This is a genomic window from Litoreibacter sp., from assembly GCF_039974535.1.
Taxonomy (GTDB): Bacteria; Pseudomonadota; Alphaproteobacteria; order Rhodobacterales; family Rhodobacteraceae; genus Litoreibacter.
This window is the reverse complement of record NZ_JBDWIU010000012.1, coordinates 33416-55554: the sequence shown is the minus strand read 5'-3', so window position 1 is coordinate 55554 and position 22139 is coordinate 33416. Positions and strand designations below refer to the sequence as shown.

The following is a 22139-nucleotide window of genomic DNA, read 5'->3' as shown; positions in this document are numbered from 1 at the left end:
CCGTAGCGCTGCAAAGGTATTGTGTTCGAAGCGAGCACCCCCGAAACTGCGTGCATGGCGAACGACGTAGAATTCTCTTTCAATACACTGTCAGGAACTGCTCGACGGCACATTCGGGTGTTTCAGATACATCAGTTTCTGGATCGCTTCGCCATGGGCCTCACCGTGGCCGTGGTTGCGCTGGCACTGACGGATCGCGGCATGGACCTCTTCCAGATTTCGCTTCTCTTCGGGGTCTATTCTATCACAACAATGGCGATGGAGCTCCCATTCGGGGGCTTAGCCGATAGTATTGGACGCAAACCGGTTTTTCTTACGGCGGTCCTTGCCAGTTTGATTTCGTTGGCGCTTTTCCTGTCAGCGAATGATTTTTATGTTCTGGCTCTTTCGTTTGCCTTCATTGGATTTGGGCGTGCTTTGCGGTCAGGCACGCTTGACGCGTGGTTTGTTGAAACTTTCAAAGCCAATGCGCCAAATGTGGATGTCCAACCCGCGCTTGCCAAAGCTCAGTCGGCCAACGCTATGGGTCTAGCAATCGGAGCCGTTTTGGGAGGCATCCTGCCCGATGCATTCGGCTCAGTCGTTCAGCGGTATGGATTGAGCATCTATGATGTTTCCTACGCTGCAAGTTTTGCTGTGATGGTCGGAGTGTTGATTTACACCATGCTTGCCATCACTGAGGAACCACGCCCCCTTAATCCCAACGCCCTCAAACAAGGGTTCGCCAACGTCCCATCGGTGATCACTCAGGCCAGTCGTCTTGCGTTGAAGCACCCTACGCTTTCGGTCCTGTTGGCGGCGCTGGCGTTTTTCCTAATGGCAACCAATCCGGTCGAGGTGATCTGGCCGACATACGCCAAGCCAATGTTGGATCAGGGCTACGCAAATACCGCTATTGGGGCTCTGACGGCCTGCTACTTTTTCTCAATCGCGTTTGGTGCATCGCTGTCTCCCCACATCAGCCGAATATTCAAGCGTCGCCACGCGGTCACACTGTCGGTAATTTTTGCGTGTCTCGCGGCTGTTCAAGTCGCACTGGCGATGCAGGATGGAATAGTCGGCTTTATTGGCGTTTTTATTGTGTACTCCATCGCTCTTGGGGCAAGCGAGACACCTGCCAGCAGCATCCTGCATAGCTGTGTGGAAGATCGTCAAAGGTCTACAATGCTGTCTCTGCGATCCCTAATACAGCAGTTGGGGGCGGCACTAGGGTTGGTCTTGATCGGAGCCATGGCCGATGTTTACTCCACGCCGGTTGCATGGATTTTTGGCGCGGGTTTTCTATGCATGGCAGCGATCCTAATTGGCGTACTTGCAATGCGGTTGGGGGCGATGCCGGAATAGCTAACATTCCTGCGCGGCGCTGCATTAGACAATACAGGCGGCCGTCGCCCCAGGGTAAAACCTTGGTAAAACCGTCGTAAAATCGTCAGTGTGGAGGTCGGCAAGCTCTACGCCACAGCCTTCCACTACCTGCATCATCAAGTCCCCGAAATTGGCGGGGCAGGTCAGTTGATTGCGAAATAAGCCTGTGTCCGCTTTGCGGACAAACCGGACGTAGCCGACCACGTCGCCAATAGACCGCTTTTCAAATGCTGCAATGGTAACGAAACGCATCATGAGCGGAAAGCAGACTTTCGCTGCGGGTGCACACGGCTAGCGAACAGAATTGATAGCAGCCCTTCTTGATACCGCGCTCAAATATGCTGTGGTCAGTCTGGTGGCATCACGGAGTCCAATTTTTATAGTGCCACCATCGTAGCCAAGGCCCAACCGCGAGAAAACCGTGATGACCTAAGAAACAGATTGGCCTTACATCGGCAGTTCCAGATAGCTGACTCGTATGAATTCTTGCATTCTATCATGAAGGACACGCGTGTGTTCATGTGCAAGTCTGTCTGCGGCCGCCTCATCTCCGGCTTCTATGGCATCGACCATCTGGTGGTGTGCTGGGCTCAACGGAAAAGCGCTCTGTTCACTGCGCACCGATGAATAGTGAAGGTGCAATAAGCGTCGGCCTTCGTCGAGCAGCCGCGCATATGCACGCGCGAGGTACGGATTTCCTCCTGCATCAGCAATTGTCATGTGGAAGACCTTGTTCGCCTCTGATAGCGCCAAAGGTTCTCCCTTTTGGCAAAGAACATCATAGATGTGCGCCGCCTCACGCATCTGTAAAACCTGATCAGACGTACGGTGTATTGCCGCCAGCCGCGTCGTGGCGCGTTGCAAATAATCAATGGCTTCGATGAAACGCGGCAGGGTACCGATATCGATAGGAGCAACGATCGTGGAGCGATTGGACAAGGTATGCACCAAGCCATCCGCCGCCAGTCGAACAATAGCCTCACGCACGGGAGAACGCGACATTTCAAACCTTTTCGAAAGGCTCGTTTCGTCCAATGCGGAGCCTGGAGCGAGCTTCAATTCAAGAATCTCATTGCGTAGATCTTCATAGACACGGCGTGCACCATCCCCCCGTCGCTTGATGGGGGCCACTTCGGCTTTGTCAATTTTGGCCATATTCATCGTCCTCGCATGCCTTTAAATCAAGCAGTTATGATTTTACCGGTCATTTTGCATAAAAATGTTTGACCTGTCGACTTTCTGTCGACTAGCCTCTTCAAAAATCATGTCGACAAAGTGTCGGCAAGGTAAATTGGAACAACCCAACATGGAGATGACAATGAAACAATTGATGTATGGTGCCCTCGCATTGGGACTTGCCGCAGGTGGTGCACAAGCACAGGAACAAAGTCGATTGGACACAACACTCGAACGTGGAAAACTGCTTTGCAGTGGTCACAACGGAAGCTTCTTGGGCTTTGCCGAAGTGAATGACCAAGGCGAGTGGACAGGCATGGACATTGATCTGTGCAAAGGCCTTGCAGCCTCCTTGTTTGGGCAGTCTGAAGGCAACCTTGAAATCGTACCGATCTCTTGGGCGCAACGCTGGCCTGCCCTGCAATCGGGCGACATCGATGTTGTGATCAAACTGTCTGGCTGGACACAAAGCCGCGATACCGAATTGAATTTGTCCTATTCTCAACCGTATTTCGTGGGTGCCTTCCACGTTATGACCCATGCGGATCTGGGCGCTGAAAGCGTTGCTGATCTTGACGGCGGTTCTATCTGTGTCTCCGCAGGCACCTCCACTGAACGTGTGCTGGCCTCGTACCTTGAAAACAATGAGATCGAGGCTGAGGTTGTTGTTTTTGAAAGCGGCGACGAGGTAAAAACCGCGTACTTCAACCAACGTTGCGATGGCCTGATCTTGTTCTCTCCGCCCCTCGCGGCAACCCGCGCGACTTCTGAAAACCCAGAAGATCATGTAATCTTGCCTGACGTTTTGGGGCTTGAGCCAGAAGGCATCATCGTCCCAGAGGGCGACCCTAAGTGGCTCGATGTGATGAACTGGATGCTCAGCTCCCTGTGGTTTGCCGAAATTAATGGAATTACGCAGGCGAACGTAGATGAGGTTCGAGCCGACCCAGGTTCCGCACAAGTCGAAAAATTCTTGGGTGTGACGCCGGGGTACGGTGAACGATTGGGGCTGTCCGATGACTGGGCGTACAACCTGATCAAAGAAGTCGGCAACTATGGTGAGATCTTTGATCGCAACATCGCCGAGCCGTACGCGCTTCCACGTGGGATGAACGAACTCTACACAAATGGCGGCGTCTTCTACCCGCTGACGATTGACTAACTTATCGCCATCTCAGGGGCTGCCCTGTGGCCCCTGAGAACACGCTTCGGAGAACGCTCATGTTTGCTGCATTAAAAGACAAATCGACCCGCGATAGCGCTGCGCAACTCGGCTTTGTTGGAATCTTCATTCTTCTAATCGTCGTCTTCGGCTTTACCGCACGCAGCAACCTTGAAGCGCAGGGAATGACGTCTGGTTTTGGCTTTTTAGAACGGGCGACGGGCTGGGGGATCAGCTTTTCATTGATCGATTTCAGCACTTCGGACACCTACCTCAAGGCGATCTGGGTGGGCATTCTCAATTCTCTATTTCTGGGTGTCATCGCACTCACACTTGCGACTGTTTTGGGTGTCGCGATCGGCGTTATGCGTGTCTCAGGGAACAAGATGGCGCAGTTGATTGCCACCACCTATGTCGAAATTTTCCGTAACCTTCCTTTGCTGCTTCAAGTCTTTTTCTGGTATGCGATCCTCACAACGCTGCCCCGCCCGCGTGACTTCGCGGATGCCACGGGCCCGATTTTCTTTACCGGACGCGGGGTTTATCTGCCCGGTTTGAACGTCACTGGGCTTTCGGTCTTTCTTGTCTTCGCAGCCCTAGTGGTCACTTTTGGGCTGTGGATCTGGTTGAAAAGCGCACGAAAGTTTGCACGTGTCTCCATGTCTCAGAAAAAAACACGTGCGCGAGGGATCTGGATCACGTGGTTGGTCCTGTCCGCTGGCTTGCTTTGGTGGGGCCGCATTCCAGACTCCTCTCTTGTCAGTCAACCTTTCCTCAAGGGACTGAATTTTCGCGAAGGTATTCGTATATCGCCGGAACTGATGGCCTGTATCGTCAGCATTTCTATCTATGGTGGCGCTTATATTGGTGAGATCGTGCGTGCTGGCTTTAACGCCGTTGGCAAAGGTCAGAGCGAAGCCGGTCACGCGCTTGGACTGTCGCAGTTTCAGACGTTTGTTTACATCCGCCTGCCCCTGGCGATCCGCGCTGTTTTGCCAACCCTGATCAATCAGTATGTCTGGCTGTTCAAATCAACAACAATCGGGATCGCCGTTGGATTCGTCGACTTCTTCATGGTGATTTCCACATCGATCAATCAATCAGGCCAGACGCTGGAACTGATTGCGATCTTGATGGGCGGCTTCCTTGTGATCAACTATTCTATGGCCTGGGTGCTTAATCGCGTGAATGACGCGATTAAGCTCAAGGGCAATCAGCTGAGGACTTGATCAATGGCTAAGACCTATCACCCACCATCGGTCATTGAGGCAATCCGTGCGGACTACTTTTCTACGCGTTTGAATTCAGTTGTAACTGTGACCTTTGCCACTTTCGTGGCTTGGGCCATCTGGCAATTGGTAAATTGGGGCCTGATCAACGCCACGTTCAGCGAAGAAAACAAAGATGCCTGCGGGCATGGTGCAGGAGGGGCCTGTTGGGCAGTTATCGATGCACGTTGGCGCTTGGTTCTCTTCGGCCTGTACCCGTTTGAGGAACAGTGGCGCTCAGGGATTGCCTGCGTTGCGATAGTGATCACGGGCATCTTGTCATGTGTGCCGTGGTTTTGGAACGCTCGTCGTTTGTCTGGCCTATGGGTTGGTGGGTTTTTGGTGTTCTACATCCTCATGCGCGGCGGCATTTTAGGTTTGACGCCTGTGTTTGAACAAAACTGGGGTGGCCTGTCGCTGACCATCTTCATCTTTGCGACCACCACCCTTTTAGGCATGCCGCTTGCCATCGTTTTTGCCTTGTTGCGCCGCTCTGAACTGCCATGGATCGCGCGCACCATGGGGGTTGTGATTGATACGATCCGCTCACTTCCGTTGCTATCGATCATGTTCACCTTTGCCATCGTCTTGCCCTTTGTCCTGCCTGGCTGGATGATTGGTGACAAATTGTATCGCGTGATTGTCGGTTACGCATTGTTCTTTGCGTGCTATCAGGCCGAGATCATTCGCGGCGGCATGCAGGCACTCTCCCCGGGACAAGAAGAAGCCGCCAAAGCACTTGGCATGGGGTATTGGCACCGCATTGGCTACATCGTTCTGCCGCAAGCATTTCGAAATGCCCTGCCGCCAACGATCAACCAGTTGGTGATCACGTTCAAAGAAACGTCCCTAGTGGTGATCATCGGCTTTTTCGAAATCCTCGCATCTGGCAATGCCGCCTATGGCAATGCGGACTGGAATTTCGCCCATGTCGAAGTCTACTGCTTTGTCGGTTTCATCTATTTCATCTTCGTTTTCGCCTTATCGCGCTATGGCGCGCATTTGGAACGCCGCATGGCTGTGGCCCAAAGATAGGAACGTCTAATGACTAATTCACACGCTGTTCGCATACAAAACATGGATAAATACTACGGGACCTTCCACGCTCTTAAAGGGATCGATCTATCGGTTGCTCAAGGTGAAAAGGTCGTCGTCTGCGGTCCATCCGGGTCAGGTAAATCGACGCTGATCCGGTGCATCAATCGCTTGGAGGAATATCACGCAGGCTCTATCAATGTCTTTGGCACTGAGCTGGATGACAACCTCGATAACATCGACGAAATCCGCCGCGAAACAGGCATGGTGTTTCAACACTTTAACCTGTTCCCTCATATGACCATCCTTGAAAACTGCACGCTCGCGCCAATGCTGGTGCGCAAACAATCGCGCGCTGAGGCGGAAGAGATTGCAATGGAATACCTGCACAAGGTCAAAATTCCTGAGCAGGCTGATAAGTTCCCTGGTCAACTGTCTGGCGGCCAACAACAACGCGTGGCCATCGCCCGTGCTCTGTGCATGAAGCCAAAAATCATGTTGTTTGACGAACCCACCTCCGCCCTAGACCCAGAAATGATTGCAGAGGTTTTGGACGTGATGGTGAAGCTTGCCGATGAAGGCATGACCATGATCTGCGTGACACACGAGATGGGCTTTGCCCGTCAAGTCGCGGACCGTGTTGTCTTCATGTCTGACGGCGAGGTTGTTGAACAAGCAGACCCTAAAACTTTCTTTAACGCGCCTCAGCAAGAGCGCACCAAGGCCTTCTTGGGCCAGATACTAGGACATTAAGTATGACGAAGACTGATAGCCACTCAACACATGATGCTGAGCAGGACGCACGCAACGACAACATCCTGATCTATGTGAACGGAGATTTGGTTCCCAAGGCTGAAGCTGTGGTTTCTGTGTATGACAGTGGTTTTATGCTTGGCGACGGCATGTGGGAAGGGATGCGCCTGTATAATGGAAAATGGGCCTTCTTTGATGAACACATGGACCGCCTGTTCAATTCCTTGAAGTCAGTGTCGATTGATATCGGCATGGGCCCAGACGACATTCTGGACATTTTGAACAAGACCGCAGAGGCCAATGGCATGACCTCTGATGCGCATTGCCGGTTGATGATCACCCGCGGGCGCAAAGCCAAGCCGTTTCAACATCCCGGCCTAAGCCGTTTTGGCCCAACGATCGTTGCGATTGTTGAACATTCCAAACCAGCGACCAGCTTGCTGGCCAAAGGTATCCGCTTGGCCACCGTTCCGCAGGTGCGCGGTTTGCCCATGAGCCAAGACGCGAAATACAACTCACATTCCAAGCTAAATTGTGTCATTGCGTGCCTGCAGGCCGAGCAAGCCGGCGCAGATGAGGCGCTCATGCTTGATCCGCATGGCTTTGTGAACACCACCAATGCGTGTAACTTTTTCATTGTGCGCCGCGGAGAGGTTTGGACCTCAACCGGAGACTACTGCATGAATGGGGTGACACGGCAAAAAGTGATCGACGTGTGCCGCGCCAACGACATTCCCGTACATGAGAAAAACTACTCGCTCTATGAGGCCTATGGCGCAGATGAGGCGTTTTTAACGGGTACATTTGGCGCACAAACGCCTGTGGCCGAAATCGATGGCAAGTCCATCGGCAATGGCGACCACACCATGACCAAACGTATTCGTGCACTGTACAAAACACTCGTCGAAGAAAATACGCATGGATAATATGAAACAACTCAACACGCGCGGCCTCGTTTTGATCGGGTGTGGCTTCATCGGCCAAGCTCTATTGGAAGGATGGCTCGTGGCTGGGTTATCTCCAGAGGCCGTCACCATTCAGGACCCAACCCCGTCTGATTGGCTGTCCTCGCAAAGCGGCATTCGGTTGAATACGTCTCTTCCGGAAAAGCCGGCCGTGGTCGTGATCGCGACCAAACCGCAAACCTTGGACGCGCTCCTTCCCGATCTTGCACAATTTTCCGGTGGCGACACGGTTGTAGTTTCAATCGCTGCCGGCGCCCCCATCGGCCTGTTCGAACAGCATTTGGGTACGCAGACACCGATCATCCGCGCAATGCCTAACCTACCTGCCTCCGTTGGGCTTGGGGCAACAGCGATGTTTGCAAATACGGCCAGCACGCCTTCAGATGTTGAGCTTGCAAAATCACTTTTCGACGCTGTCGGATTGTCAGTTCAACTTCCGCAAGAAGACTTGCTCCATGTTGTCACAGGTCTTTCTGGATCTGGTCCCGCATATGTCTTTGCAATGGCCGAGGCGATGACCGCAGCAGCAGCAGACTTGGGCCTTCCAATGGATCTCGCCAAAACGCTTGCTCTACAAACGGTGGCAGGCGCTGGAAAGATGCTCGCTGCACCAGGAGCCGATGCCAGCACGCTACGTGACGCAGTCACCTCCAAAGGCGGTACAACCGCCGCTGGTCTTGATCAAATGATTGGCAGTGACGCGTTGACGGACCTCATGAGCAACACCATAAATGCCGCGCAGTGCCGAAGCCAGGAACTCGCTGCAGCGAACACTACAAAATTGCGGTAACACTAGACTGAGATAAAGAGCTCTGCAAAATTGAGTGAACCTGCTTAAACGGACCACTTGCATCGATGTACATTGCTTTAACCGCACGGCTGGCCTTGGTTACGAAACTCGTTTCGCGGCTGCAGCGAAAAGGAAGCAACGACCGCACTAACTAGTCATGCTAAATGTCCGGTTTGGGCCGTGATTTCAGGATCAGTTTTGCCGGTTTCCCGAAAGCCGATTTTAGCTGCGATGCAGAAAAACGGTAAAATGGGCTCCAAGCAGCCATTCTCTCGCTTCTCGCATTGCTCCTAGAATGTCACAACCAAGCTTGATAGGTACGCCTCATGACTGATCTTGTAGAAATCAAAAGTGACCGCCTTAAAGCCATACGCAAAGGGCGCAAAATCGGGCGACCGAAGCTCGCCAAACTGTCCGGCCTTACGGAACGGAAATTAGCGAAGATTGAAGCAGAGGCCCTATCAATTCTGCCTCAAGCAACTATCGCCAAACTCTCCGACGCGCTTCAAGTGCCCGAGTTGACCCTAACGGGCGCTTTCCCACTCACGCAGGGCGATCTAAACCCAATTGAGAAGCCGCAATGCACGAGCGGGTGCTGCGGTTAAAACGGGCGATCTAAGGCCCCGCCTCTGGGTTAGCCCAATGGGCGTCCACATGACTGCGAACGCCCGCCAACAGTCTACCCTTCCAAGCACCACCGCATAACGGCCTTTTGCGCGTGCAAACGGTTCTCCGCCTCGTCAAACACGACCGAATTCGGCCCGTCCATCACCTCGGACGTGGCTTCCTCGTCGCGGTGCGCGGGCAGGCAGTGCATGAATAGTGCGTCCGGCTTGGCGTTATCCATCAAGTCCTTGTTAACCTGATAGCCACGCAATTGATTGTGGCGACGCTCGCGCGCGGATTGTGGGTCATGCATCGACACCCAAGTGTCCGTGACCACCAGATCAGCGCCCTCAACAGCTGCCTGCGGGTTGCGCTCGGTGGTGTAGAGCCCGTTCAAAGCTTCCTCAGGGTCCAAGGGTTGCGGGCCAGAGAACACCAGATCAAACTCGAACTGCTTGGCCGCATGCGCGAAGCTGGCAAACACGTTGTTACCGTCCCCAGCCCAGACAACCTTTTTGCCTTTGATCGGACCGTTGTGCTCCTCAAACGTCAGGATGTCGGCCATGATTTGGCAGGGGTGCGTGCGGTCGGTCAGCCCGTTGATCACTGGCACGGTGGCGTATTCAGCCATCTCCAAAAGCGTGTCTTCCTCAAAGGTGCGCATCATGATCAGATCCACATAACGCGACAACACGCGAGCAGTGTCAGCAATCGTCTCGCCGTGGCCCAACTGCATGTCAGAGCCGGATAAAACCATCGTCTGCCCGCCCATTTGGCGCACACCCACATCAAAGGACACGCGGGTCCGCGTCGACGGCTTCTCGAAGATCAGCGCGACCATGTGGTCCTTCAACGGCAGCTCTGCATCCAACGCGCCCTTGGGCTTTCCGGCACGCGCCAACTTGGTCGACAACGCCGTGTCAACAATCCGGCGCAGGTCGGCAGGGTCGGTTTTATGGATATCTAGAAAGTGGTTCACTCTTTGCCCTCCAAGGCTGTCGCGGCCCGATCCAAACGGTCCACGGCCTCCCTAATTTCTTCGTCGCTAATCGTCATGGCGGGCAGCAACCGGATAACATTATCCCCGCCCGGAACGGTCAAAACTTGCGCGCCGTAACCTGCGTTCACCACGTCCATATTTGGCACCACGCACTTCACGCCAATCATCAGGCCAGCGCCGCGCACCAGCTCGAAAATCGTCGGATGCGACGCCACCAACCCCTCAAGGCTTTGGCGTAGTAGGCCGGACTTGCGCGAGACCTCCGCCAAAAAGTCGTGATCCGCGACAATATCCATCACAGCACAACCCACGGCGCAGGCCAGCGGATTGCCCCCATAGGTGGAGCCATGGGTGCCAGCGGTCATCCCGCTCGCCGCGTCCTCTGTCGCCAAACATGCGCCCAAAGGGAAGCCGTTGCCGATGCCCTTGGCCACCGCCATAATGTCGGGGGTAATGCCCGACCATTCATGAGCGAACAGCTTGCCCGTCCGACCCACGCCACATTGAATTTCGTCCAAAACCAACAACGCGCCCGTGCTGTCACATAGGTCGCGCAAGCCTTTGAGGCAGGCGTCGGGCAGCGGGATGATCCCCCCCTCGCCCTGCACAGGCTCCACAATCACGGCGGCAATGGTGTCGTCCATTGCAGCTTGCAGCGCGTCATGGTCGCCCGCTGGCAGGTTGATGAACCCCTCAAGCAGTGGCCCAAATCCGGTGGTCAGCTTTTCGGCCCCCGCAGCCGAGATCGTCGCCAGCGTCCGCCCGTGGAACGAGCCGGTGAAGGTGATGATGTTCACCCGCTCCGGCTGGCCTTTGTCGTACCAGTACTTGCGCGCCATCTTGATCGCGCATTCCATCGCTTCCGCGCCGGAGTTGGTGAAAAACATCGTGTCGGCAAAGCTGGCGTCGCACAGCTTTTGCGCCAAGGCCTCTTGGTTGGGCATCTGGTACAGGTTCGACGTGTGCCATAGCTGGGAGGCCTGATCTTGCAGCACCTTGACCAAGGCGGGATGCGCGTGGCCAAGCCCCGTCACCGCGATGCCTGCGCCCATGTCTAGGTATCGCGTGCCGTCTCGCTCGATCAACCAGCTCCCTTCGCCAGTCTCAAAGCTCATTTTCGCCCGTGAATAGGTCGGCAGTACGGCAGGTATCATCGCGTTTGGTCCCTTTACGCAGAGGAATTCCAGATATGTTAGGAAGTTCCGTGGCAAGTCAATTTGGAATGAAGAATGAAGGTAGGTGGTGCGCAATGCGCACAGATGATCGGACGCTAGATTAGCGTCGGCGTCGCAATATGGTGATGTTTGCACGTTTGATCATGGCATAGCCTCTAAGGTGCCCACGCAGGTGTGTCTAGCTTTTTCTCTATTCTGAGGCCGTCAGGATGCCTGCGTCAAAATGGCCGAGTATTTTTATCGAATAAAGGAAGCCGAAGCCGTGTTTTCTGTGTGTACGTTCACTCAACATAGGAAATAATCCATGAAACACACAAACCGACTACGCGTCTGTGCCGCCATGATTGGCGCCCTTGGCCTTAGCACTCAAATCTCGTTGGCAGGCGGGCATATTTCTTCGGCGCAGGTCGCGTTGCACAACATTGATGGCACACAGGTCGGAGCCGCTGAAATCACTCAAAGCCCGCATGGGGTTTTGGTCCACCTCAAAGTCACAGATCTGCCCCCGGGCGCGAAGGGCGTGCATTTCCACAGCAAGGCCCATTGCGCGGCGGACACTGGCTTCAAGTCATCTCACGGCCACCACGGCGAGGCCAAAGGTGAACATGGGTTGCTCAATCCCATCGGTCCGGGCAAAGGCGATCTGGGCAATCTATATGTTGGGGAAAGCGGCGTCGGCGAATTGCAATTCTTCAAGCCCGGGGTCTTCTTGGATAAAGGCGATCAGCCGTTGTTGGACGAAGACGGCACCGCAATCGTCATCCACGCCAATGAGGACGATCAAATCACACAGCCCATTGGCGGCGCAGGTGTACGTATCGTTTGCGGCATCGTAAAGGCTGGCTAAGCCGCCAGCGCGTGGCCCCTTCTGGCCGCGCTACCCCAACTTTGCACGGATCCCTACAAACAAGCAGTGATCCCAACTTGTATCCCGACGCATTGGGCTCTAAATTGGGGGCAACTGGAAAAGAACACACCGCCCTTTCCATCAAAGTTGGGGCGGTTTGTCGTTTTGAAAAGGCTACACCGCATGTCATGGACCGATGATCGCGTCGAAGTGTTGAAGAAAATGTGGGGCGAAGGGAAATCCGCCTCGCAGATCGCTAAGGAACTCGGCGGCGTCACCCGTAACGCCGTCATCGGCAAGGTGCACCGCTTGGGACTGTCCAACCGCTCCGCCGGTGCTGGCTCCTCGAAAGCTGCGGCAACGCCAAAGCCCAAGGCCGCGCCCAAGGCCAAGCCTGCCGAAAAACCCAAGGCGGCCCCTGCCGCCGCTGCGACGCCTGAGCCAAAGCCTGCCGCTCCCGCGAACAAGCCAATGGTGCGCCCAAAGCTGATCGTGACCGCTGGCCAGCCACTGCCACCACAGCCGTCCGCCAATGAGATCAGCCCAGAGGCCTTGGCCTCCGTTCGCGAGGTCGAAAAGAAGGCAAAGAAGCTGTCCGTGATGGAGCTGACAGAGCGCACATGCAAATGGCCCGTAGGCGATCCTGCTACAGATGACTTCTGGTTCTGCGGCCTTCCAGCTCAGGCCGGAAAGCCCTATTGCGAGGCCCATGTGGGCGTAGCATTCCAGCCGATGTCCGCACGCCGCGACCGTCGCCGGTAATCAGAACACGGCCTTGCTAAAAGTGAATTTGCGCCATACCTTAACCGGTGTGGCGTTTATTTTTGCGCCCCCGTTATTTAGTCAATTTATAGGTGCGCCGTGGGTAACCAACGCTTTGTTATGACCAAATGGAAGGCCGATTGGGGCATCCAATTCTACATGCTTCAAAACCCCCTTTCCCCATCCTATGTGACCACATCTGAGCCCGAAAAAATTGGTGACATGAACGGCCCCGCCGGAAAGAAAATTCACGGCCATAAGCGATACAGCAGAAGTGGCCGTGGTTATGGGGCCTCCAGCATGAGACCCAGCCTAGGCGTCACTCGCAGATCCGGCCGCGAGGGCTTGGCGGAGGTTGCCTTGCGCGCTTCCTCTTTCGCCTACACCATGTCGATGCACACCGCGCTCTACCGCGAGGTCAAACAAATCAACAATCAGATCGCCAAAGGGATCAAAAAATACGGTGGCGTTTTGATCGTTGGCCGCGTCCACATGATGCAATATCCCAATCCAGACACTGGCATGCGTATGGCCTATATGAAGGATTGCTACTGTTCGGATGGGGGGGAGTCTGTTGACGCTGTATTCAAACGCGAAAGCCGCGAGCAGGCAACGATTGGCCCGCAGCGCGGCAGGGGTGGCCCGCCACGCGCCTTTATGAGCGCCTCGAAGTTCCCGACGCCCCCGTCGATCGGTGCGCCCCCCTACGGTCAGGTAGAAGAACGCTTCTTGATGTGGGCGGAACCCGCCAGCAACAGCAGACGGCAGCTCAAGGACATCCCCGCGGTGATGAGCGCCCGCTAAGCTAAAGGCCGCTATTTCCGCCTAGGTTCACAATCATCCCCGCAAGGCAATTCGCGTCGGCTCTATATTTCGCCGACCTGATACTTGTCGGGTTCTGAGGGGCACGCTAAGCAACTGTCAAAAGGCCTCACATTTGACGGTCTGTCCCCTACCAACGCCGGCTAGGTTACTTTTAAAGCCAGGTTACTTTTATAGGATGTCAATTTTGGCTACTTCAACACCACCCTCATCCAATGTACTTCCGCTGCAAGTCTTCTTGGGCATCTTAGTCGTCATTAGCGCCTGTGATGTGCTGACGCTTTCTATTCCGGCTGCGTTCACGCAAATTGATTTTCAGGGGACCCCCAACAATACGATTGGGTCGTTAATTGTGACGGGGTCTCAAATGGTGAGCCACTTTGGCCATCTCGCCTTGCTATGCCTTCCGCCCGTCGTGATTGCGGCTTTCTTACCCGTAAACGCCGCAAGGCCAGCCGCATTCGCGGTCAGTGCTTTCCTTCTTTTCGTGGCAGGCGCATCCGTCGTGCTCTCGGAGCTGGCAGCGCCAATCCTCACCCACATGCATACTAAGGTCTATCTGTTCTTATCATCAGGCCTCTCTTTGTTGTCGAGCATCGTGCCAATTTGCGCTGCTATTTGGATCTCAACAACATTCGGCACGCGCAACCTGACACGGTTCATCCTCGTCCTATCCGCAATAACTCTCGTCGTTCAGGCGCTTTTGGTTTGGGGCGTGTCGCCCCCCTACGCGGGTCATTACGCCTTTGCGCTGTATACATTTTCCTTCGCGGTGACCTTCAAGAACGCCCCCCATAGGCTGCGTCTTTGGGGCGGTCTGCTGGTGGCGGCTTGGCTTGCGCACGTTGTCCTCTTTTGGGGGCCAGATCTTCTTGCCGCATCTGCGATATCCCATGCGCCCAGCCGGTTTGAAACGTTCTTGAATGTGCTGACCCAAAGCCCACCAGCGCCGCAGTATAGAAACGTCACCATCCCGCTTCTGTTCGCAGCAATGCTCGTGTTCTCTAGCCACAGGGCAAAGCAAGCCACGCTGTGGTTCCCTGCCCTAGTGGGCGCAATCATTTTTACCTATGCAAGCATGACAAGCTTCAACATCTTCGTTTTTTCCCCGAAACAGGCACTCATCCAGATGAGGATGGGGGCTCTAGGCTTAGGCGCGGCCAGCCTGTCAGCGCTTTTGTGGTTGATGTTGCTCGTGGCCCCATTTGCTATGCTCTTCGCCTCCGTGCGGCTCTACCGAAATGTGCCAGTCACAAGGCCCTCCCCCAATATCGCGCATGATACGGACGAAGGGCCATTTGGGGGCGGCTAATTCCCACCCAACAATCCACGCAACGCATCTTTGGCTTTGTTCTCAAGGCCCTCTTTCAACGCGTCTTCGGCGCTTTGGCCCTGTTGTACGCTCACGCCCAGCTCGTCCTTAAGCTTGGCGGCGGCCTTGGCTTTCAGCTCGTCCTCCTTGGCTTTCGCTTTGGCCTTCAACTCATCTTCCTTGGCTTTCGCGGCGGCTTTTAGTTTTTCTTTTTGCGCCTCCAGCTCGGTGTCGATCAGCGCCTTCAGGTCAGGACGGAAGCGCACGTCGCTCCACGGCCCCTCAACGATCACCGGCACGCGAATGCCGCCTTCCAAACGCCCCGCCAAGGCAACTGGAACCAAGCGATACTTGAGGGTCTGCCCCCCCAAATCAACCACGCCGCTGCCCGTCGCCGTCATCAACTCCGCCGCAAAGTTCAGGTCCGAGTTGCTGAGCACCCCGCCATCGATCGTGTAGCTGGCGGTAATGTCGTCAAACACCGTCTTGGAACCGTCGCCCTGATAGGATGCATCGAGGTTTTTGATCATGCCAGCCACGTCCAGCCCCAGCAATTCGCCGCTGCCCACGTCCATGCGCCCGGACCCTGACAGCCCGTTCATGATCTCGTTCATCGTGTTGCCCACGCCCAAGAACTTGATCGACATGGACGCATCACCCACCAAGCGCTCAAACCCCGCAAAGTCGGTCAAAACCTTCTGCATCGACACGCCGCTGGCCTTCATGTCGCCGCCCACGGACAAGCCACCGCGGCCATTGACCACGAATTGCCCGGATACGGCACCGCCAAACACGCCAACTTTCGCCAGGTTCAAAACCAAGCGCGACCGGTCCAGCGTCCCCGCCATATCCGTGGCCGCCAATTGCAACGATCCCAGATCAAGCGAGTTCACCTTCAACGAGAACTCCCCGTTCACGCCCGACAAACCGGACACATCGATCCGCGCGTCCGACCAACCGCCCGCACCTGCGTTCGCCGCCCCGTCCCCTTCCGAGGTGTCCGTGCTCATGGCCGAGAAGTCGATGTCCCCGCCTGCCATGCGCGCCGTCACATAGGGCGTGTTCTTCAACGCCACATCCAAGTCGCCGGTGAAGCGATTGTGGTCCAAATCCAAGGTTGCTCCGCGCAGGAACATTTGGGCGTCGGTCATCGTCAGCTCGCCAGATACATTCACCTTTTGACCCAGCCCGATGGGGATCAACGGCGGGGTTTGGTCAATCATCGCGAACAACGCTGTCTGGTCGTTCACCGCACCGGTTAACGCGCCTTTGGCCTGCACGGGGTCTATCCCAGCGTTGCCCTTGAATGTGACCGTGTTGCCGCCAGCACTTGCGGTCAGATCCACGCCTTGCACGCCGCCATCCAGCATTTGCTGCACGCCGTTGATCGTGCCTGCAACCTTCACGGATTGCCCCTTGTAGATGCCAGACATGTCCACCTGACCGGTGCCGCTCAAATCCGCCAATCGCAGCGTCGCGTCCAAGGCGCTCAGCGCGTAGGATTGGCCCGCTTGGGCGTCCACAAACTCAACCGAGCCATTAGTGATCTGCGCCAAAGGCAAAGACACATCCGTCGCGCCTCCCTCATCGCCGTCGTCCTCGCCGCCAAGCTCAGAGAGGAACTCCCAGTTGGCTTGGCCGTCTTTGGATTTCTCCAGTCGGATCACAGGCGATTGGATATCAAAGGCCTCAACTACAATCTCGCCGCCCATCAACGCCGAGAAGCCCACGCCCATCTCCATCGAGGCGGCCTCCAGCATAGGCCCTTTGCCCGACCACTCCGCGTTGGAGATCGCGACGTCTTCCAGCTTCACGCCCAAGCGCGGGAATATCTGCGGCGAGACCTCCCCCGCAATGCTAAGCGCGCGGCCGGTGTTTTTCTCAAACTGGTCTTCGGCGATACGCGCGATCTTGTCGGTGGGGACCAAGAACAACCCCGCCACTATGATCACGGCAAAGATGATCAAGGTGATCACAATTCGAAAAATCCAACGCATGGGGCCTGCTCCTCTGATGGGCTTTTGCCCAAGTTAGGCCGTACACGAGCGGGCTACAACGTTTTAGCGCAGGCGGACGCATAACATCACTTCAAGCTACCAAATTGAAGGCCCTAGCCATGAACGAAAGTGGGGCAAATAAATTGTCGGCTGTCATCAAAATTGGTGACGCTCGGAATTTGGGCGCGGAGTAAATTAGGTCAATTACTCAAAACAAGGGGTTCTGGATCAATGAGAAAGTTAAGTTGGGGCTTGTTTGCCCTTCTAGCCATCAGTGCCTGCTCTGTTGAGGAAATCCCGATACTTGTGAAGGTTGCCACCTCGCCATTGCCAGACGGCAAAGTAACAATCGACGGCACCGACTACCGCGTTCGACGCGCAATCGCATTGAATGGCAGGTCAGCGGGCGAGGAAGTTTGGGCCATCGTCGTGAAAGGCAAGGCGTATTCTTGCGTAACCGCAACGGAAGCGGGCTGCGAGTTCACGTTGCACAGGGCCAAGAGGGAAGAAAGAAGAGAGCGCGATATGGGGTATTGAGTCTGACCAAGGATTCAGAGCTTTAAACAACAATAAATATATATTTCAAATAGATGAGTGAAAAAATGTACAAGCTTCAACTCGCCGCAATACTATCGACCTTCGCGCTTAGCGGCTGCGAATTTGCAATCCCAGGAAGCGTCTCAAAGACCGGAAAAACCGAGGAATTCGTACTTGCAGAAAAAGTCTACACCGCCGAGGAATTCGCGGAGAAGCTTTTCGGTGTCGAAACCCTGTCGAAGCCGCCACTCCGGTCTGAATTCGACCTCGACACGGCCTACTATCAGGTCAAGGTCCAGGGCAGTCCCGTAAGGTGCAAAACCACAACCACCGAGAGCTGTAAAAAAGCGGTCTTCGATTACGAAACCGCAATGCAACGCCAAAGTGGTATGGGGTATTGAGCGACCCTCGGCGCGTTACTCACAGATGTTCTCTTTTATGAAACAGTTTGACCCGATGCAGCCGTCTTCGCCGCCTCACACAGCGGCGCCTCGAACTCCGACTGCCCAAAGGCCGACGAGACACAGCCAAGCGAGACCGCCACCCCAATTCCCACAGTACCTAATCGCATGGCTTAAGCCCCCGAACATCTCTGTTTCATCCGACACTAAGCCTCATCCAACAACACCGAGAAGCCCGTATCAAAGCGTGGGAATATCTGTGGCGACACATCCCCCCAATGCTAAGCGCGCGGCCGGCATTCTTTTCAAACTGGTCTTCCGCGATGCGGGCGATCTTGTCGGTGGGGATCAAAAACAACCCCGCCACGACGATCACGGCAAGGATGATCAAGGTGATCACAATTCGAAAAACCCAACGCATGGGGCCTGTTCCTCTTATGGGCTTTTGCCCACGGTAGGCCCTCCGCGCGCAGACTACAGCGGTTTAGCGCGGGCGGAAGCTCTGGCGCAGGATCAAATTTTTATTTGGGACAAAACCGCAGCTTCGCCTTATCGCCCCAATGACTGCCACAAACATGGTGCTTCGGCACGGGAACCATTTAAACTCGCTCGCAACAGTTTGCACTGAAGATCGCTATGCCTAAAAGTTATTATTATGAGGTTCAGCCATCTTGAATGAAATCATATTGATCTTTTGCTCAAGCGTCATTTTTAGAGAAGCAAACGTAATCCCTTCCGAAGAAGAAATTTAACTTGTCAAAAAGCTAGTCACGCGTCTAAATTGTGGAAGGAAGACGGAGCAGCAAAAGGCCAAATTGCGCTCTTTTTTTCATGACTAGCTGCCTTGGACGGCACGTAGATGCGGAGGGTGTAGCTTTAGCTTCCTCCGCATCCACAAACACAACATCGAGTATTATCGACGGCTCATCAACTGAATTTTTACCACTTTTATGCACAAAAAATGGTTGACGAAAGTCTTTTGCAAGAGCTTCCGATTCCTTAAAAACGTGGTCTGTGTTAATACACAGAAAGTGGGGTTTTAAAAAATCAATAGAAATTGGTTGTTTATCGTCAAAAACTAGAACCTTGAGCTCCCTATCCACAGGCTTATCCACAACGGAATTTCGAAAGAAGTGTTTTTTGATAAAGGGTTAAAAAGCTTCACAACATTTCTCCAATCATAGAAATTTCTTCCAGTTATTGTGTCTTTCACTCAACCTCGCTCCGTTTCCACCCATACTTATTGTTTCGAAGATTGGCTGATTCTTCATTTCTACAATTTCCATTTCGCTCATTCAGATCAGGACCACACACTCAAAGGATAAAGTACTGTCACGAAAGAAACCCTACTCGCAGATATTCTTCTCAATAAAGCAATTCGACCCAATGCAGCCGTCCCAGCCTTCCAGCTTCACGGCCTGAGACTTCTCGCCGAACGCGCCGTCGATCAGCTCCACCGACTTCGTCTTATCCAGCCTGAAAATCCGCTTGGACGCATAATCCCGCCCCTTGGTGCAGCCGCGGGTTTGGTAGCCGTGCATATACAGCTTGCCGTTGTTGCCAATCGCCACTTGGTGCACATCCACAAGGCGCGGCGCGCATCCTTTGCTGGCGTCCTTGTCGTAGACCATCTCAACCACACGCCCCGTCTTCGCCGCCTCACACAGCGGCGCCTCAAACTTCGACTGCCCAAAGGCCGACGATGCGCAAGCAACCGCGACCACCAACCCAATTTCTACAACGCCCAACCGCATGGCTTAAGCCCCCTCGTATCTGTGTTTCATTCGACCCTAAGGCGGCGGGCGATGTTAGTCCCGCAAAAACGCCACAGTCCACAGCGACAAATGCAGCCACTTCCCCCTGACGCCCGAGCAGCGTATACGCCCCCTCATGGCTCAGAACCCTCCAAACCTCCGCCCCGACCTTGCCCCGAAGCTCAAGCTCTCGGAGGCCCCGCGCGACAACCAGCCCAAGATCGGCATGGTGTCCCTCGGATGCCCCAAAGCCTTGGTCGACAGCGAGCGCATCCTCACAAGGCTGCGGGCCGAGGGCTACGCCATCTCCCCCGACTACTCCGGCGCCGAAGCCGTGATCGTCAACACCTGCGGCTTCCTCGACAGCGCCAAGGCCGAATCCCTGGATGCCATCGGCGAGGCCCTCACGGAAAACGGCAAGGTCATCGTCACCGGTTGCCTCGGCGCGGAGGAAGACTACATCCGCGGCACCCACCCAAGCGTGCTCGCCGTCACGGGGCCGCACCAGTACGAACAAGTCCTCGACGCGGTCCACCAAGCCGTGCCGCCAAGCCCCGATCCCTTCATCGACCTCCTGCCAGCAACCGGCGTCTCCCTCACCCCGCGCCACTACAGCTACCTCAAGATCTCCGAGGGCTGTAACCACAAGTGCAAGTTCTGCATCATCCCCGACATGCGCGGCCGCCTCGCCTCCCGCCCGCAAAAGGCGGTGATCCGCGAGGCCGAGAAGCTGGTGGAGGCCGGCGTCAAGGAGCTCCTCGTCATCTCCCAAGACACCTCCGCTTACGGCACCGACTGGAAAGATCGCCCCTCCAAGGCGCCCATCCTCGATCTGGCCCGCGAGCTTGGCCAGCTTGGTGCGCAAAAGGACCTGTGGGTGCGGCTGCACTACGTCTACCCCTACCCGCATGTGCGCGAGCTGATCTCGCCCATGGCCGATCCCGCCAACGCCCTGCTGCCCTATATGGACATCCCCTTCCAGCACGCGCACCCCGATGTGCTCAAACGCATGGCCCGCCCTGCCGCCGCCGCGCGCACGCTGGACGAGATCACCGCATGGCGCGCGGAATGCCCCGACATCACCCTGCGCTCTACGTTTATCGTCGGCTATCCCGGCGAGACGGAGGCCGAGTTCCAAACCCTGCTGGACTGGCTGGACGAGGCGCAGTTGGACCGTGTCGGCTGCTTTCAATATGAAAACGTCGATGGGGCGCGCAGCAACGCCCTGCCCGATCACGTGGACGCCGAGGTCAAACAAGACCGCTGGAACCGCTTCATGGAGAAAGCCCAAGCCATATCCGAGGCCAAGCTGGCCGCCAAGGTCGGCACCACCATCCAAGTGATCGTGGACGAGGTGGACGCAGAGGCCGCCACTTGCCGCACCACATCAGACGCGCCCGAGATCGACGGGAACCTGTTCATCGACGAGGGGTTTGAGGGCTTGAAGGCTGGCGATATGATCAACGTGCTGGTGGATGAGGCTGGGGAGTATGATTTATGGGGGCGTTTAACGGCGGAGTAGCAAATGTTTGACGATAGTTTTTTAGATCGTGTCCATCGATTGCAAAATGGACTTGTTGCAGAGGCCACAGGTCAAAGCTTTAATGGAGGCGATGCAGAATACAAAAAACTACGCCAAGAAATCGCAGGGTCACCACTTGTAAAAGATCTGTCGCCAGATTTCCTACGGCGGTGCAGCGGATTGGAACAGTTCTGGGGATGGATCAAATATGAAAAAACCACATATGCTGAACGAAGAAATCTAATCTGGCAGGCCTTTGCCCCAATGATAGAAAGATTGGAGTTTGACGAGACAAATCCAATCGCAAAAATCACAACTGAGAAACTAAAAATACACGGGGAAGCGGACGTCCACGCGTTTTGGGACAAGGCAAACAACAGAGTTACAAATGATCCCGAAGGCGCTATCACCATGGCTCGTACGCTTCTTGAAGCAACGTGCAAAGCTATCCTGAATGATCTTAACATTGAGTATTCTAATAAAGATGACATCCCAAAACTCTGGGGAAAGTGTGCAAAGTCTCTGAACCTAAGCCCAAGTCAGCACCACGAAATAGTGTTCAAGACCATTCTTGGTAACTGTACTTCGATCGTCGCCAATATTTCATCACTTAGAAATAAACTTGGTGACGCACATGTCGACCAACCAAAACCGATCAAACCAAAGCCGCGACACGCTTCTCTCGCTGTAAATCTTGCAGGGACAATGGCGACCTTTGTGACGGAGACTTGGCAAGCTCAAAAGTCTCAGAACAGTTAACCAAGCTCTTTACACTGCCAATTCAGAACAATTGACTAAGTGAAAAACGCCTCCCGCCCGGCATCGCCGGGCAGCGCCCGGACCTCCCCCATGGGGAGGGCGCTTCGCACCCGCCCCGAGGTCCAAGCACT

At 55.0% G+C, this 22139-nt stretch carries 23 protein-coding genes; 16 read left to right on the top strand and 7 right to left on the bottom strand.

Annotated features, from left to right (window positions below):
* Window positions 1-54 precede the first annotated feature (54 nt).
* Window positions 55-1344 (top strand): MFS transporter, encoded by a 1290-nt coding sequence (locus ABJN86_RS13215; protein WP_348363660.1) that lies wholly within the window; start codon window positions 55-57, stop codon window positions 1342-1344.
* A gap of 24 nt (window positions 1345-1368) precedes the next feature.
* Here the strand turns inward: ABJN86_RS13215 and ABJN86_RS13210 are convergent, their stop codons facing one another.
* Together ABJN86_RS13210 and ABJN86_RS13205 are read right to left on the bottom strand one after the other, a co-directional pair.
* Complete coding sequence (locus tag ABJN86_RS13210; protein ID WP_348363662.1) at window positions 1369-1620, bottom strand: hypothetical protein; 252 nt, start codon at window positions 1618-1620, stop codon at window positions 1369-1371.
* Between the two features lie 192 nt (window positions 1621-1812).
* Complete coding sequence (locus ABJN86_RS13205) at window positions 1813-2520, bottom strand: GntR family transcriptional regulator (RefSeq protein ID WP_348363664.1); 708 nt, start codon at window positions 2518-2520, stop codon at window positions 1813-1815.
* Window positions 2521-2683: 163 nt separating this feature from the next.
* Between ABJN86_RS13205 and ABJN86_RS13200 the strand changes: the two genes are divergently transcribed.
* The 7 genes from ABJN86_RS13200 to ABJN86_RS13170 all read left to right on the top strand — a co-directional run bounded on the left by ABJN86_RS13200 (window position 2684) and on the right by ABJN86_RS13170 (window position 9119).
* Entirely contained in the window at window positions 2684-3703 is a 1020-nt protein-coding gene (locus ABJN86_RS13200; protein ID WP_348363665.1) for a transporter substrate-binding domain-containing protein, read from the top strand.
* Window positions 3704-3762: 59 nt separating this feature from the next.
* Complete coding sequence (locus ABJN86_RS13195) at window positions 3763-4932, top strand: ABC transporter permease subunit (RefSeq protein ID WP_348363666.1); 1170 nt, start codon at window positions 3763-3765, stop codon at window positions 4930-4932.
* Between the two features lie 3 nt (window positions 4933-4935).
* Window positions 4936-6006, top strand: a complete 1071-nt coding sequence (locus ABJN86_RS13190; RefSeq protein WP_348363667.1) for an amino acid ABC transporter permease — start codon at window positions 4936-4938, stop codon at window positions 6004-6006.
* A 9-nt stretch (window positions 6007-6015) separates the two neighbouring features.
* Complete coding sequence (locus ABJN86_RS13185; protein WP_348363668.1) at window positions 6016-6759, top strand: amino acid ABC transporter ATP-binding protein; 744 nt, start codon at window positions 6016-6018, stop codon at window positions 6757-6759.
* Window positions 6760-6761: 2 nt separating this feature from the next.
* Window positions 6762-7685 carry an aminotransferase class IV gene (locus tag ABJN86_RS13180; protein WP_348363669.1) on the top strand — a complete coding sequence of 308 codons (924 nt, stop codon included), beginning with the start codon at window positions 6762-6764 and terminating at the stop codon, window positions 7683-7685.
* The gene (proC, locus tag ABJN86_RS13175) at window positions 7678-8514 is read left to right on the top strand and encodes a pyrroline-5-carboxylate reductase (RefSeq protein ID WP_348363670.1); all 837 of its coding nucleotides are present in this window, start codon (window positions 7678-7680) and stop codon (window positions 8512-8514) included. Before ABJN86_RS13180 ends, proC begins: the two co-directional genes overlap by 8 nt.
* Before the next feature lie 326 nt (window positions 8515-8840).
* On the top strand, window positions 8841-9119 hold the full coding sequence (locus ABJN86_RS13170; RefSeq protein WP_348363672.1) for a helix-turn-helix transcriptional regulator: 279 nt from the start codon (window positions 8841-8843) through the stop codon (window positions 9117-9119).
* 74 nt (window positions 9120-9193) lie between these two features.
* Here the strand turns inward: ABJN86_RS13170 and argF are convergent, their stop codons facing one another.
* Both argF and ABJN86_RS13160 read right to left on the bottom strand, forming a co-directional pair.
* Window positions 9194-10099: an ornithine carbamoyltransferase gene (gene argF, locus ABJN86_RS13165; protein ID WP_348363673.1), complete on the bottom strand. Its 906-nt coding sequence runs from the start codon at window positions 10097-10099 to the stop codon at window positions 9194-9196.
* Window positions 10096-11274, bottom strand: a complete 1179-nt coding sequence (locus ABJN86_RS13160; protein ID WP_348363674.1) for an aspartate aminotransferase family protein — start codon at window positions 11272-11274, stop codon at window positions 10096-10098. Before ABJN86_RS13160 ends, argF begins: the two co-directional genes overlap by 4 nt.
* 325 nt (window positions 11275-11599) lie before the next feature.
* Between ABJN86_RS13160 and ABJN86_RS13155 the strand changes: the two genes are divergently transcribed.
* The 4 genes from ABJN86_RS13155 to ABJN86_RS13140 all read left to right on the top strand — a co-directional run bounded on the left by ABJN86_RS13155 (window position 11600) and on the right by ABJN86_RS13140 (window position 15038).
* Window positions 11600-12142, top strand: coding sequence for a superoxide dismutase family protein (locus ABJN86_RS13155; RefSeq protein ID WP_348363675.1), 543 nt, complete (start codon window positions 11600-11602; stop codon window positions 12140-12142).
* A gap of 183 nt (window positions 12143-12325) precedes the next feature.
* A complete protein-coding gene (locus ABJN86_RS13150; protein ID WP_348363676.1) occupies window positions 12326-12904 on the top strand; it encodes a GcrA family cell cycle regulator in 579 nt (192 codons plus the stop codon).
* 120 nt (window positions 12905-13024) lie between these two features.
* The gene (locus ABJN86_RS13145) at window positions 13025-13708 is read left to right on the top strand and encodes a hypothetical protein (protein ID WP_348377727.1); all 684 of its coding nucleotides are present in this window, start codon (window positions 13025-13027) and stop codon (window positions 13706-13708) included.
* A gap of 205 nt (window positions 13709-13913) precedes the next feature.
* Entirely contained in the window at window positions 13914-15038 is a 1125-nt protein-coding gene (locus ABJN86_RS13140) for a hypothetical protein (protein ID WP_348363679.1), read from the top strand.
* Here the strand turns inward: ABJN86_RS13140 and ABJN86_RS13135 are convergent.
* Window positions 15035-17035: an AsmA family protein gene (locus ABJN86_RS13135; RefSeq protein ID WP_348363681.1), complete on the bottom strand. Its 2001-nt coding sequence runs from the start codon at window positions 17033-17035 to the stop codon at window positions 15035-15037. The genes ABJN86_RS13140 and ABJN86_RS13135 overlap by 4 nt on opposite strands.
* A 231-nt stretch (window positions 17036-17266) precedes the next feature.
* Between ABJN86_RS13135 and ABJN86_RS13130 the strand changes: the two genes are divergently transcribed.
* Window positions 17267-17572 carry a hypothetical protein gene (locus ABJN86_RS13130; RefSeq protein WP_348363683.1) on the top strand — a complete coding sequence of 102 codons (306 nt, stop codon included), beginning with the start codon at window positions 17267-17269 and terminating at the stop codon, window positions 17570-17572.
* A 65-nt stretch (window positions 17573-17637) separates the two neighbouring features.
* A complete protein-coding gene (locus tag ABJN86_RS13125) occupies window positions 17638-17973 on the top strand; it encodes a hypothetical protein (RefSeq protein WP_348363685.1) in 336 nt (111 codons plus the stop codon).
* 35 nt (window positions 17974-18008) lie between these two features.
* Here the strand turns inward: ABJN86_RS13125 and ABJN86_RS13120 are convergent, their stop codons facing one another.
* A complete protein-coding gene (locus tag ABJN86_RS13120; RefSeq protein ID WP_348363686.1) occupies window positions 18009-18143 on the bottom strand; it encodes a hypothetical protein in 135 nt (44 codons plus the stop codon).
* 1176 nt (window positions 18144-19319) lie between these two features.
* Complete coding sequence (locus tag ABJN86_RS13115; RefSeq protein ID WP_348363691.1) at window positions 19320-19727, bottom strand: WYL domain-containing protein; 408 nt, start codon at window positions 19725-19727, stop codon at window positions 19320-19322.
* A gap of 136 nt (window positions 19728-19863) precedes the next feature.
* Here ABJN86_RS13115 and rimO point away from each other — a divergent pair, with 136 nt between their 5' ends.
* Together rimO and ABJN86_RS13105 are read left to right on the top strand one after the other, a co-directional pair.
* Window positions 19864-21249 carry a 30S ribosomal protein S12 methylthiotransferase RimO gene (gene rimO / locus ABJN86_RS13110; protein WP_348432272.1) on the top strand — a complete coding sequence of 462 codons (1386 nt, stop codon included), beginning with the start codon at window positions 19864-19866 and terminating at the stop codon, window positions 21247-21249.
* Between the two features lie 3 nt (window positions 21250-21252).
* Window positions 21253-22008, top strand: a complete 756-nt coding sequence (locus ABJN86_RS13105) for an abortive infection family protein (protein WP_348363695.1) — start codon at window positions 21253-21255, stop codon at window positions 22006-22008.
* The last annotated feature ends 131 nt before the right edge of the window (window positions 22009-22139 follow it).